The sequence below is a fragment of the Pyrolobus fumarii 1A genome (genome assembly GCF_000223395.1).
Classification (GTDB): domain Archaea; phylum Thermoproteota; class Thermoprotei_A; order Sulfolobales; family Pyrodictiaceae; genus Pyrolobus; species Pyrolobus fumarii.
Map to the genome: position 1 here is coordinate 1,797,824 of NC_015931.1, position 12,354 is coordinate 1,810,177.

Genomic DNA, 12,354 nt, shown 5'->3' on the forward strand with positions numbered 1-12,354 from the left:
ATATGCTTCGAGTGGCTCCGGCCACGCAAATATGGTAATACATGCCCATCCCGAGCATACCGGGTCTCCCCGCCACGGTGGTACCTGTTGAAGGGCGACTGGTTCATTGACGCGTATGCTGCCGTGATAGACCGGCTGCTAAGCGAGCTGAGAAACGAGGAGCGGCAAGTGCCGGAGGTACCGACGGACTGGTGGGTTGCTAGGCTCCCCGAGCCTTCGAGCGATTCGCCACCTCTCGCGGCCATCGATGGCGGCGGCGGGTTTGAGCCTCTCGTCGGAGGCTCTGCCCTGTACATTGCGCGTGCGATGGCCGTGTTCAACCCGCCTGGCGATCCTGTGAAAGTCGTTGACGTTAAGCTTGTGCCGGCGCGCGACACGAGGATACTAGACGCGCTACGGTCTATAGTTGAGCACCGGGCGGCACTCCGCGCTCTAGAGAGGCTGCCGCGCGACGAGGCCACGATTCTAATGGATGGTAGTTACCGTGCTGTGGTCTCCGCGGCGCTCTCGTCTATTAGGAGGGCCGCCTACGGGCATGTTAGCCTGGCTTCGCTCTACACGGGCCTCGCGAGTCTCGAATTGCTAGTGGTGCTCTCTAAGCTGTTCCAGGTTGCACTTGAGCATGGCGTTAGAATAGCATATGTCTCGAAAGACTCTGGCTATCGTAGCTTCAAGGAGGCTGTTCTCCTCGACCTGCTATCAAAGGAGGCAGAGAGGCTCAACCTACTCGACCTTAGCGTGTTGGCCGAGAGGGGGGCGAGGAGCTACCCTCTAGGTAGGATACGCGAGGAGCTCCTCGCATGGCGTAAGCGTGTACCCCCGCGTCTACAATCACTGATAGACATGATACTGGACATAGGGTACCGGGATACACTCTTCATAGACGATTTCGTTGGAGCCGCTGTTGGCCACACGCTCGCACTCGAACTTGCTCTTGGTGGCCTCTACGGCTCGGATATCGAGAAGAGTGTCGACAAACTATGTGACCGCGTGGATGAGTACATTGGGGGGCGTGAGGCTGAGAATTGTAGAGGGCTTCGGGACGACGCTGTGAGGGCATACCAGATGCTCCCAGCTGCACGCATGATGTATGTTAGACTCGCGCCGGGCGACGATCTGCTGCTAGTCGAGACGCCAGGCTCCTCTAGGCTTGCAAGCGAGGGTAGAAGCCTAGAGCCTCTCAACGACGATGAAGAGGAAGTGTTGCGCGTACTCGTGGCCGGGTATGCTGGGCCACGCTTCTACAACCGCTGGCTCGTCGCGGCGCACGAGGCCGCAACAATGAGGGGCGAGCACCTAGCGCTATACGCGAAGCTGCTTGATAGCCTGGCACGTGCACGCGGCGTGAGGCTCAGGCTTGCTCGTAGGGTTAGCGTGGGGGTGACAGGCATTGTCTGACTTGGGCCAACCTATAGGGAGGATTACGGGGGTCGCGAAACCCGACTATTTCATATTCACGTTTGATCCCTCAAGACCAGTTAAGCTCTACGACTACGTAGTCGTTGAGATGCGGGAGGAGCCCCCCGGTAGCGACGAGCCTGTAACAGTCAAGGTGGTAGCACAGGTCTATAGCATCGAGAGGGCTAGTCTGGGGCTTAGCCCGGACCATCCTTGGCCCGTCGTGCGAGAATATACACTGCCCCTTGACCTTGACACTCCGCGTGCCGCTGCAAAGATACTCGGGTATAGGTGGCAGGGTAGGATACTCCGCCCTCGGAGCGCGCCTCCCGTAGGCTCATGGGTCTACCGGGCGCCAGACAAGCTCTTAGAGGAGTTCTATGCCGTCGAGGAGCCCAGGAGGCTCCACATAGGCTACCTAATATCCAGGCCTAGTGTACCCGCATACCTCGACATTGAGGGTCTGAAACGCCACCTTGCCATCATTGCGGCTACTGGCGCTGGCAAGACATGGACTAGCGTGGTGCTCATAGAGGAGCTCTTGAGGAAAAATGCGACGTTGATAGTGCTGGATCCTCACGGCGAGTACGTTGCTATGCAGAGGAGCGCGTGTAGGAAGGCGCGCGAGTTCTGCGGAAGGATACGTGTAGTAAAGGGCCACAAGGATCAGGAGGGCGACACTCTCTATCGTGTAGACGTCCTCGATCTTGATGGTAGTGAACTTGCCAACCTTGCAGGGGTACCCTCCAACGCTTCAAGGATACGCAATGTGATCATACAGGCTAAGACGCTTAGTGAAATTCTCGCGAAACACGTGGATAAGCGTCTTGGTGGCTTACCGTGGATAAAGGAGGTAATCTCTCTCACGTTGAGAGCACTCTCTGACACCAAGACGAGGAGCGGCGGCACAGAGTACAAGTATAACCTCTTTGCGACGAACTTCACCAATGAGCTTCTCCGCGAGATACGCGATACTATGAGGTTGCCGAGAGAAGCTGTTGACAGGCTAAGGCAGGAGCTTACAAGGGACTCCACGTTCAACCAGGCTTTGCAACAACTCTTCTCGACACTAGCTAGGAGCCCAGAGCCAGCGTTAGCCGCGTTGAGATACATCTCGATGCTCGAGGACATAGGGATATACTCGACGTCAACAGTGCCTCTTGAGGAGCTATTGATGCCTGGCGTTGTGACCGTGGTCAATCTGGCTGGGTTACCGCTTCCCGTCCAAGACCATATAGCCTCGAGCATTATGCGGCGTGTCTTTGAAGCTCGTATGAGGGCTGTTAGGGGTCTCCCAGGTGAACAGTATCGCTACCCCGTGCTTATCATAGTTGAGGAGGCGCACAGGTTCATACCTTCGCAGGGTAATACGCGTACTCTCCCCGTCGCGGTGATGATAGCCAGTGAGGGTAGGAAGTTCGGCGCGTTCATGGCTGTGATAACACAGAGGCCGAGTAGAATAGACCCAGATGTGCTCAGCCAGGCTCAGAGCCAGATCATTCTGCGCATAGTGAATCCGCGAGATCAGCAGGCTGTGAGGGATGCTAGCGAACAGCTTAGCCAGGAGCTCTTCGAGAATCTTCCGGGGCTTAACCCTGGTGAGGCTATCATCGTCGGGCCGGTTGCGCCGATCTCGATGATGGTGAGGGTGAGGGAGAGGGTTCTCGACTACGCAGGCACCGACATTAGCCTTGTTGAGGCCTGGGGCAGAAGCGTGTCAGAGGCTAGCGTCATCCGTAGGATTGAGGAGCGTCTAGCCGAGAAGCTGAGCGACCTAATGGGGTATCCCGTGGAGCCAGACAGAGTTCTGGATGCGCTTTCGGGTCTTCTAGGGGTCGATATACCACGTAACGTCTACATGCGCGGTTTGAAACTAGTAGCGAGCAGCAGGGTACGCGTGTACAGGTTTGATCCTCGCGACGTGAAGGTATACGGGCAGGCCGCAGGATTTGATGTTGAGGTTGGGCTTGGGGGCGGTGTTAGAAAGTGCGATTGTGGCGCTGACAGCACTGAGAGGGAGGACGCTATATGCCCCCATATGGTTGCTGTTGTGGTGCAAGCGATAGTGGATGGCATGGTGGTTAGTGTTGTGCCGAGCGCCGGAGACACGAGCATCATTGATGAGCTCTGACTCAGACCGGGAGCTGCTTGAGTATGTCGAGGAGTTGACCAGCCTAAGTTCCAACTGTCTAAGCGACGATGATGTGGATAAACTCATCGAGTGTAGCTTGAGCGGGGAGGGTGTTGTAGAGGTAAAGGTTGATGGTTTACACGTAATCATGCCTTGCAGTGATACTCCCGAGGCTTGGGCTAATCTATTGCATGTTTATTGTCTTCGTGACTATCTACGTGTAGACGGGTTTGAGCCTCGTCCCGGCTGGGTTGTAGTTGATGCTGGTGCGTATCTTGGCTTCTATACCCTCTTTGCGGCTAAACGTGTGGGCAGCAACGGGTTGGTTATTGCTATTGAGCCTTTGCAGCGCAACCGCGTCTTCATAGAGGAGAATGTGGTGCTCAACGGGTTTATGGATAGGGTGCGTATAGACCCGCGTGCTTTGTGGTCTAGTACAGAGCGGCGGGTATTAGCCGTCTCGTGTTATCCGGCCACTAGTAGCTTCTATCGCGAGTATGTCGAGCGGCATGGTGACGTGTGTAGCGAGAAGAGGGTCTCCACAGTTACTTTGCCCGAGCTTCTACGAGAGCATGGACTGTCACGCGTTGATCTACTCAAGGTTGACGTTGAGGGTGCTGAGGCGGACATCCTGGCTGTGAGAGGGTGGGAGGATGTCGTTCAACGGCTTGTTATCGAGGTTCATCCCTGGGTGGTTAATGTGGACGCGGTGGCTAACCTGTTGGAATCAAGAGGGTTTAGCGTTAGGGTCGTGGATATTGGCTCGCCAAGCCAGGTTATGTTGTTCGCATGGAGGAGGCATACGTAAGGAGGCCTCATAGAGGGCTAGACGCGGCTTATTAGTCCTCCTGGCACCCCTGGCAATGCTCTGGACGCGTTGCTGAGTTGATATTCCCCGGTTTGTACGGTGCCTGGGACGCGGGGCTGTGAAGAGTCACGGTTGGCTGATGTGTGAGGATAACGCCCCGTAGTCTGAGCCCCCTATAGGCCGATGTAGATGCGACCCGGCCTCAAGACACGTAGAAGTACACGTCGTGTAGCTGGTTTGGGGATTTCCTTGCTACATATCTTCGTTGCTGGTAGCCCGCTTGTCTCTAACACCAGGCAATCGCCCACTATTGTGTAGTCAAGGTGTAGGCCTCTCTTCTTACCCAGCTCTGCTAGCATTTCGAGACCCTCTACTATGGGTATGTCGAGGTGCGTACGCGTAGCGTGCATACATCCCTTAGGGTGCAGCTCCGCTTGTACACGTCTACAGCCTATACCCTCGATACACACATCAACTTCTATTCTCTTTTTGCACACTAGCATCCACCTCTCGCAACGTGTCCCACAGCGTCGCCAGGAGCGTTAAACTAGCATTAAGCAAGGCACGTGCAGAGGAATAATCTCTCGCATCCACATCGATTATTATCCTCGTTTCCCTCTTCTCAACACGCATTTCGCCACGGGTTGGGTCCGGCGGATTACTAGCCTCGACAAGGAGCGCCTCATAGAGGGCTTTTGTCTTCGTCTCGTCGCACACCTCTACTTCAATCCTTGCCCGTGGCCGCATAGCGCAACACCTCACGTTTCTCTAGATAGACGTGTACCTTTGCCTCTGCGTCTGTAACAGCCGATATTCTTAGTGTTGGGCCACAGACTCTGCGTGTATGGGGGCAGAGGAAGGTTAACTCGACGATACCACCCTTCTCCTCCATCAAGCCTATCACGTCGTACTTCTCCCACTCGTCTTCACCATGAAGTACAAGTTTACCTAGAAACGATTTCAGCACCACGTCTACTACTCGAGCAGCTTCTTCGCTGTTAACTCTACGCGCATCTATCCCGAGTTTCTTAACGCCGAATATCCTCTGTGCACCGGGAGTCTCACGTCGCAGACGTACACCACGAAGCGATATCGTTGCCATGAGTTGTAGGCCTTCCTCGGGTAGCGCGCCTGGCTTATACACTCGTATAACTCCAGGGTTACCCTTCTTCACACCGATTATCACTACTCGCTCGGCTCCATAGTTGTAAGCCTCATAGTAGAGGTCTTGGAGCGTTGCCTTGCCACGGTTTATCTTGACAGCCTCTGGTAATACCGAGGCTAGGTCTTTAGCAAAGCTTCGTACTCTCTGTGTGGGTCTATGCGAGGTAGTAACTATTATCCTCGCTCTGCCCGCAGCGCTCATCTATGCACCCCTCCGGTGCTACCCCTACCGACATCACCCTTAGGCTAAACCCGGATATACCAGGCGGCTATGCCCTACTATCAGCTGTAGGGGGTGTGGCAGAGCGTGTCCGAGACCAGGGTTACCGTTACTAGGATCAGGATGGTTGGTAGGAGGTGGAAGGCCGATTTCCTAGAGGATCTCATGGAGCTGCTGAAGATAACGTTTGGCGGCGAGACACTGATACGCCTAAACAGCTTCCTGACGCCTCAGCGCCGTTTCCCGATAACCGACTTCGATGTCTTCAAAGAGGTCGACGATGAAACCATTCGCAAGCTGCGCGACGAGATAGAGAAGCTGCTAGAGGAGCATGGCTACAACCCAAGGAGGCTGCTAGCGATAAAGAAGGTTGAAACTACAATCACAGCCAGAGAGTCTGCCATTGAGAGCAGGCGCGAGGATGTAGGCACTGCCGAGGAGAGAGCCGAGGCTGAAACCACCTAAGCTTCTCCACCCTTCTTTTTAGACACAACGCGTATGTACTCGATACGCGTGTAGGGATACTGGCCTTCCTCGTCCTTCTCTAGCTTCTTCGTCATATCCCATACTGTGAGCAGAGCTATGGATACCGCTGTAAGCGCCTCCATCTCGACACCAGTCTTCGCAGATGTAACTACCTTTGCCCTGCACACCACCCTATCCTCCCCACTAACCTCACATTTGACATCAACATGCGTCAACGGCAACGGATGGCACAATGGTATGAGGTCCCACGTCTTCTTAGCAGCTAGAATACCGGCTATCGCAGCAGTTGTGAGCACATCACCCTTCTCTATACGCCCCTCTCGTATAGCCCGTATCGTCTCGGGACGCAGACGTATCGCACCCTCTGCTATAGCTTCGCGGTATACGACCGGCTTGTGCGTCACATCAACCATGTGGACCTTGCTCACGTTCCCCCAGCCTCTCGAAAATCTCAGCTAGAAGCCTAGTCAAAGGGTTATCCCGATTCAACGTGATGATGCGCGCACGCCCATATCGCTTCTCAACTATAACACCATGCTTTTTTAGAACCTCCAGGTGCCTATTGACAAGCCGGTAGTGCATACCCGTTTCGCGCACAAGCCTCGTTATGTTGACCTCCCCGTGGTTGAGGAGCACGCGGAGTATGCGTATCCTACCAGGGCTGCCCAGTATCTCCTCGAGGCTCAAGGCACATCGCCCGCCTTAAACTTACGAATAGCATCTATCACGGTCTTCTCGAGGATATCCAGAGGCGCTGCACTCAACCCTATGAGCGTCGTACGGCCCCTCACGCCCTTACCCGATGGCTTAGCATCAATAACGCCCTTCAGCTTCAGGTCACGAATGTACTCATAGACTTGCGTGTGGCCACGGGGCTTCTCACCAAATTCCTCACAAACCGCGCGGTACTCCTGCTCTACCTCTCCCATTTTCGCATACGGCTCTGTCTCCTTGCTCCTCAACACTCTTATTATCGCGAGGAGGAGTAGCAGCTGGTGCAGAGTTAAGCTACCCTCGAGGATTATGTCCTGAATCCTAACTGCATGTGGGTTGACTAGTGCGTGCGCTTTCCTCACATGCTCGATAGTTATTCTATCCGAGCCTTCGTTATCCGCGTATTCGCCTGCAAGCGTCAATATCTGGAGTGCTTGCCTTGCGTTACCCTCGCCATGCCCATCGATACCAGTCAGCTCTGCTATATAGCGTATCACCTCGTCACCAACTGTTCCCGGGTAGAAGGATAGCTCTGCACGATATTGTAGAATGTCATAGAGCTGGGCAACCGTGTAGGGTTGGAATGTCACAACGTTCTTGAGCAGATAGTTGACAGTGGCGGGATTCAACATGTTGAGGTGTTTTAGATCCCTCATTATGAAGATGTAGTGCATTCTCCTCTTGAACATTGGGTACTCGTCATACACCCTCACGAGGAAGTATACTGCGTCGTTCCCGCTAGTCTCTATAAAATAGTCGAACTCGTCAAGGATAATTATAGCATGCTCGTCCCTCTCTTCTAGCTTCTCGAGAACCCTCTCAAACACTTCACGCGCAGAGTAGCCTCGAGTCGGCATAGGTATCTCTAGCTGCGACGCGATGCTCGTGACGACCGAGTATAGAGTTCGAACAGCATGACAGTTGATGTACACCATGCGTAGGGTGAGACCCCTCTTCCTCGCTATCTCGGCAAAATCCATTGTGAATCTTCTAGCACTAGCTGTCTTGCCGACACCGATCGGCCCGACTATGAGAGCACGATGAGATGTGCTACCGGGGTCAGTGATTATACCCCTGAAATACATTGCAAGCTGTTTCAGCTGCTGTTCACGGTGTGGGAGCTTCTCGGGCACATAGTCTGGGTCGAGCTTCTCTCTACTTTTGAACACACTTGGCTTCTCGAGCACAGATTCTATAATGTCTCGTGTAGTGCCTCCCTCCGGCATACTTCCGGTCTACCCCTGTACCCAGGTTCACTCCGCGAGCGACAGTATCCCTAGATGTGATTTCCCGTATGCTAACCGTAATTAGCTACACAACGCTCGGTAGTACCTCTCTTCCACCACTCTTCTACGCGGTCACAGCGCCAAGGTATGATGCTAAGACCGCAACCTTCACCAGGTACACACTCTAGCTTCACAACATGCTGAGCACCCCGTCTCGATACTCTGAACCCACGAGCAGAGAGCCACTCAACAATCACTTTCTCTAGTTGCGACGATAGACGTGAAGATCCACGCACATCCACCTCAACCCATACAACAGCACCACTCCCCAGTTTGGCCGAAAGCACCTCCAACCCCTCGACGATACTGCCAGGTTCAGGCTCAACGTGATACTCTACTGGCACCACACGCTGCGCGTAGGCTGGCGGCCAATGCATAAGCCTCCTCAACAGGATGAATGGATTAACCAAGGAGAAGACTAAGATCACATCTGGGTAGCTTCTAGATCTACGCGACACTAGGCCTGGATCCAGCTCATAGAGTACATCACCAAGCTCTGTTTCGAGCTTAGTTCCCCGCCCTTTACTCGCCGTTGCTATCAGTACTAGCGGCCTTCCTCCCTCTACCCATCTCCACCTGCCCCGTATAGGGGCAACATTCTCGAACGGGACACTCGTCACACCTCGGGCGCCCCGGCCTACAATACCGCCTACCAAGCTCTATAAGCAGCATGTGCATCTCACGCCTGACTTCTGGCGGGAAGAAGATCTCTCCCCATTTCCTCTTTTCCTCGTAGCCGCCTCTGACACCCCACCTCTCCAATATCCTCGAGATGTGCGTATCCACGGGGAAAACCGGAAAACCACAATAGTTCATGAGCACGACATCAACGGTCTTTGGACCGACGCCGCGCAGACCGAGCAACAGTTTACGAGCGTTCTCTATACCCATCTTGCATAGGCTCTTTTCGACCCACGGGTTTTCAACAAAGAACCTAGCAATACCCAGTATGGTCTCAACCCTCCTCCTGTACATGCCTGCCGGCTTCACCGCCTCCTCTAGACGGTCCCGAGGCGTTCTCAGCACAGCCTCGGGTGTAACCACACCACCAAGAGCCTCAGCAAGTCTTCGAAATGCTTCGATAGCATTACGGTCGTTTGTATTCTGGCTAAGGACGACACCCACAATCAACGCGAAGAGACTTGCGCCACGCTCCTTGGCGTATAGGGCTACAAATCTCTCCGGGGAGGGCCTGGGAAGGGAACTACGAAGCTTCTCATATATTACCTGCCAGCTACAGAGGGACAATCAGCCATTCACCCTAGTAGGCTAGGATATCGCAGAGGCTCGCCTGGCCTCAGCACCGTCTCTCCAGGGTAGAACGCCTCGCCTCCAAGCTCCTCCTCGATTCTTAGAAGCTCATTGTACTTTGCTGTTCTCTCGCCACGAGCCGGAGCACCCGTCTTAATGAGGCCCGTGCCAAGCCCGACCGCCAGATGTGCTATAGTCGTGTCCTCTGTCTCGCCACTCCTGTGACTGATTATAGCCCTCATACCCGCACGATGAGCCATATTGACAACCTCTAGAGCCTCCGTCAGCGTACCTATCTGGTTAACCTTTACCAGCACTGCCGTCGTCGCACCAACCCTTATCCCTCTCTCAAGCCTCTCAGGGTTAGTAGTGTACAGGTCGTCGCCTACCACGAGAACCCCTCTCTTGGAAGCCTCCCTGGTGAACACAGCAAAGCCCTCGAAGTCCTCCTCATAGAGCGGATCCTCGACACTACGCACAGGGAACTCATCAAGAATCGATACCAGATACTCTATCATCTTCTCCCTATCAAGCTCCTTCCCATCAACTATGTACACGCCACGCTCCTCATTGTAGAACTGAGAAGCTGCAACATCAAGTGCATACACAACATCCACTCCTGGCTCATACCCCGCCCTCTTAGTAGCATCTACCAGCGCGCTCAAAGCCTCCCTATTCTCCCTCATCGGCGGCGCAAAACCACCCTCATCACCAACGTTAACCGCCATCTTACCATACTTCTCGATAAGGAGGCGCCGGAGAGCCTTGTAGACCTCAACAGCTATTCTCATGGCCTCGCGGAAGGAATCGGCACCCACCGGCACTATCATGAACTCCTGGAAGCTAAGCTCGTTGCCAGCATGCGCACCGCCATTTATAATGTTGAGGAGCGGGACTGGCATCACATAAGCGCCCGGCCCCCCTAGGTACCTGTAGAGCGGCAGCCCGGCAGTCGCAGCAGCAGCCTTAGCCACGGCTAACGACACAGCAACTATGCTATTGCCACCAAGTATCCTCTTCTCGTGTGTACCATCAAGCTTGCATAGGAGCGCGTCTATCTCACGTTGCTTCCTAGAGTCTAGGCCTATGAGAGCAGGCGCTATGACAGAATTTATCACATTGACTGCACGCTCTACACCACGCCCTGCCCACGCCCTACCCTCATCCCTAAGCTCCACCGCCTCGTGCCTACCCCTGCTAGCCCCGGCTGGCGCAGCAGCCCGGCCAACACCGCCACCCTCAGTGACAACCTCCGCCTCTACTGTTGGATCGCCCCTCGAGTCTAGTATCATCCTACCACGCACATCAATGATACGGAAAGCCTCGTCGCTAAACACGCTCGCTGCCCCCCGCACACCCCGAAGCTACCCCGCTAAAACCCCGGATGCCAGTCAAGCTGAAGGGAAGATGCGTTGAGAATTCTCGTGATAGGCGCAGGACAAGTTGGCTCGCACCTAGCACGGATACTCGCACTACATGACAACGACGTGATTGTCGTGGATAAGGATCCGGCGAAATGCCAGAATCTTAGAGAGTCTATAGAGGCCGACATACACGTCGTACAGGGAGACGCTACAGACCCGAGCCTCTATGAAGAGATAGACTTGTCAAGCATAGATGTAGTGGTCGCTGCAACCGATCGCGACGAGGTTAATCTCTTCGTGGCAACGCTCGCAAGGGATTATGGCGTTAAGAGGATAATAGCGAGAGTGCGTAGCCCCCTAGTTGCAAAGCTCATGGAGAAGATAGGCGTCGAGTACGTGATAACAGAGCCCCTCGTGACAGCAAAGCTAATGGCGTCTATCATCGAGGGGAAGTACACAGCAATAAACCTGGTGCCCGTGTTTACGGGCAACTATGTACTCGTGTCGTTATCGATATCAGAGACCGATACTAGCGTCGGCAAGAGCCTAGACGAGTTGGATTTGCCCCGCGAGTCTAGGATACTGGCCGTCTTCGATGGCGAGAATATGCTAGACCCTATGGAGGTGGAGCGTTTACACCCAAACTATGTTGTAATTGCACTTGTACGTAGGGATGTGGTGCAGGAGTTTATCCAGGCGTTCCGTTAGCCCGCCAAGTGGTGAGCACTTTGCAGCTCCATACTGATGTGCTCCGCGTGTTTATAGCCCTGATACCTTTCGCCATAGCCGCCCTCATACTACACTTCATGAAGAGCAGGCTAGGGCGCCTCGTGGAGCGCAACATATTATCAAGGACTTTATTGTCACGCTTGCATAGCCTTGCGGCTCTAGTCGCCTATTGTATAGCGGCGCTTATCGCACTCTACACTCTCACGGGCGCGCATGAGGCGCTGTACGCGGCGATAGCGCTTGGATTAGCTAGCATAGCACCAGCTATACCGATACTCACCAACATCTATGCATACTACGTGATAATGACAGAGCATATTGTTGCACCCGGCGAGATGATTATCCTCGAGAACGGTGTGAGAGGAACAGTACACTCCGTCTCACTGTTCTCAACCATATTGCGCACTGGACGCGGCGAGTACATCACCATACCAAACAAGCTACTTCTAGAGCATATCGTGAGAAAGGAGCCCATGGATAGGAGCGTTGTCGAACTCGAGGTGAAACTGCATGGTATACGAGGCCGCGATGCAAGCGATACAACCGAGAGACTAGAAGCTGTGAGCAACACACTCAGACGCACGTTAAGCGAGTACCGCGCAGCAATAAGAGGTCTAGAGGCCAGCGTCGCGCTAGAGGCTCTGGAGGGTGACACAGCAGTCTACCGCGTGACCGTATACATGGTCGCGGCTAGCGCCAAGATGCTGGCCGGCCTCGTCTCCAGGATTATAACGTCGCTCGCCGATTACAACCCGGATGTTCGTATAAGAAGCCTGGAGTGGCTGGCTTGTAGAAGGTGAGCC

15 protein-coding genes are annotated in these 12,354 nt (G+C 54.3%); 6 read left to right on the top strand and 9 right to left on the bottom strand.

Going from position 1 to position 12,354, the window contains the following annotated elements:
• Positions 1-87: 87 nt before the first annotated feature.
• From PYRFU_RS09480 to PYRFU_RS09490, 3 genes are read left to right on the top strand one after another with little or no spacing between them, the layout of a single operon-like run.
• Entirely contained in the window at positions 88-1,398 is a 1,311-nt protein-coding gene (locus PYRFU_RS09480; RefSeq protein ID WP_014027459.1) for a DNA double-strand break repair nuclease NurA, read from the top strand.
• On the top strand, positions 1,391-3,529 hold the full coding sequence (locus PYRFU_RS09485; protein WP_014027460.1) for a helicase HerA domain-containing protein: 2,139 nt from the start codon (positions 1,391-1,393) through the stop codon (positions 3,527-3,529). Before PYRFU_RS09480 ends, PYRFU_RS09485 begins: the two co-directional genes overlap by 8 nt.
• On the top strand, positions 3,519-4,337 hold the full coding sequence (locus tag PYRFU_RS09490; protein WP_167827932.1) for an FkbM family methyltransferase: 819 nt from the start codon (positions 3,519-3,521) through the stop codon (positions 4,335-4,337). The genes PYRFU_RS09485 and PYRFU_RS09490 overlap by 11 nt, the downstream gene beginning before the upstream one ends.
• A gap of 173 nt (positions 4,338-4,510) precedes the next feature.
• On the opposite strand, the gene PYRFU_RS09495 is transcribed toward PYRFU_RS09490, so the two are convergent.
• Genes PYRFU_RS09495 through PYRFU_RS09505 form a run of 3 tightly spaced genes read right to left on the bottom strand, consistent with a single transcriptional unit; the run spans position 4,511 to position 5,703 of the window.
• Complete coding sequence (locus tag PYRFU_RS09495) at positions 4,511-4,834, bottom strand: hypothetical protein (protein ID WP_014027462.1); 324 nt, start codon at positions 4,832-4,834, stop codon at positions 4,511-4,513.
• Positions 4,809-5,084 carry a KEOPS complex subunit Pcc1 gene (locus PYRFU_RS09500; protein ID WP_014027463.1) on the bottom strand — a complete coding sequence of 92 codons (276 nt, stop codon included), beginning with the start codon at positions 5,082-5,084 and terminating at the stop codon, positions 4,809-4,811. The genes PYRFU_RS09495 and PYRFU_RS09500 overlap by 26 nt, the downstream gene beginning before the upstream one ends.
• Positions 5,062-5,703 carry a Brix domain-containing protein gene (locus PYRFU_RS09505; protein WP_014027464.1) on the bottom strand — a complete coding sequence of 214 codons (642 nt, stop codon included), beginning with the start codon at positions 5,701-5,703 and terminating at the stop codon, positions 5,062-5,064. The genes PYRFU_RS09500 and PYRFU_RS09505 overlap by 23 nt, the downstream gene beginning before the upstream one ends.
• Before the next feature lie 105 nt (positions 5,704-5,808).
• Between PYRFU_RS09505 and PYRFU_RS09510 the strand changes: the two genes are divergently transcribed.
• Entirely contained in the window at positions 5,809-6,186 is a 378-nt protein-coding gene (locus tag PYRFU_RS09510; RefSeq protein ID WP_014027465.1) for a hypothetical protein, read from the top strand.
• Here the strand turns inward: PYRFU_RS09510 and moaC are convergent.
• From moaC to eno, 6 genes are all read right to left on the bottom strand, one after another.
• On the bottom strand, positions 6,183-6,620 hold the full coding sequence (gene moaC, locus PYRFU_RS09515) for a cyclic pyranopterin monophosphate synthase MoaC (protein WP_048192076.1): 438 nt from the start codon (positions 6,618-6,620) through the stop codon (positions 6,183-6,185). The two genes, PYRFU_RS09510 and moaC, sit on opposite strands and share 4 nt — an antisense overlap.
• Complete coding sequence (locus tag PYRFU_RS09520) at positions 6,613-6,894, bottom strand: ArsR/SmtB family transcription factor (protein ID WP_014027467.1); 282 nt, start codon at positions 6,892-6,894, stop codon at positions 6,613-6,615. The genes moaC and PYRFU_RS09520 overlap by 8 nt, the downstream gene beginning before the upstream one ends.
• A complete protein-coding gene (locus PYRFU_RS09525) occupies positions 6,891-8,147 on the bottom strand; it encodes an ORC1-type DNA replication protein (RefSeq protein WP_014027468.1) in 1,257 nt (418 codons plus the stop codon). The genes PYRFU_RS09520 and PYRFU_RS09525 overlap by 4 nt, the downstream gene beginning before the upstream one ends.
• Positions 8,148-8,218: 71 nt before the next feature.
• Positions 8,219-8,827 carry a THUMP domain-containing protein gene (locus PYRFU_RS09530; protein WP_167827933.1) on the bottom strand — a complete coding sequence of 203 codons (609 nt, stop codon included), beginning with the start codon at positions 8,825-8,827 and terminating at the stop codon, positions 8,219-8,221.
• Positions 8,730-9,455, bottom strand: a complete 726-nt coding sequence (locus PYRFU_RS09535) for an endonuclease III domain-containing protein (RefSeq protein ID WP_014027469.1) — start codon at positions 9,453-9,455, stop codon at positions 8,730-8,732. The genes PYRFU_RS09530 and PYRFU_RS09535 overlap by 98 nt, the downstream gene beginning before the upstream one ends.
• Before the next feature lie 8 nt (positions 9,456-9,463).
• The gene (gene eno, locus PYRFU_RS09540; RefSeq protein ID WP_280097279.1) at positions 9,464-10,813 is read right to left on the bottom strand and encodes a phosphopyruvate hydratase; all 1,350 of its coding nucleotides are present in this window, start codon (positions 10,811-10,813) and stop codon (positions 9,464-9,466) included.
• A 57-nt stretch (positions 10,814-10,870) separates the two neighbouring features.
• Here eno and PYRFU_RS09545 point away from each other — a divergent pair, with 57 nt between their 5' ends.
• Entirely contained in the window at positions 10,871-11,530 is a 660-nt protein-coding gene (locus PYRFU_RS09545) for a potassium channel family protein (RefSeq protein WP_014027471.1), read from the top strand.
• Between the two features lie 20 nt (positions 11,531-11,550).
• Positions 11,551-12,351: a mechanosensitive ion channel family protein gene (locus PYRFU_RS09550; RefSeq protein ID WP_014027472.1), complete on the top strand. Its 801-nt coding sequence runs from the start codon at positions 11,551-11,553 to the stop codon at positions 12,349-12,351.
• Positions 12,352-12,354: the final 3 nt, after the last annotated feature.

Coding starts and splice junctions, on each gene's coding strand:
- moaC (WP_048192076.1), bottom strand. CDS start 6,620: ATGGTTGATGTGACGCACAAGCCGGTCGTATACCGCGAAGCTATAGCA.
- PYRFU_RS09505 (WP_014027464.1), bottom strand. CDS start 5,703: ATGAGCGCTGCGGGCAGAGCGAGGATAATAGTTACTACCTCGCATAGA.
- PYRFU_RS09500 (WP_014027463.1), bottom strand. CDS start 5,084: ATGCGGCCACGGGCAAGGATTGAAGTAGAGGTGTGCGACGAGACGAAG.
- PYRFU_RS09525 (WP_014027468.1), bottom strand. CDS start 8,147: ATGCCGGAGGGAGGCACTACACGAGACATTATAGAATCTGTGCTCGAG.
- PYRFU_RS09490 (WP_167827932.1), top strand. CDS start 3,519: ATGAGCTCTGACTCAGACCGGGAGCTGCTTGAGTATGTCGAGGAGTTG.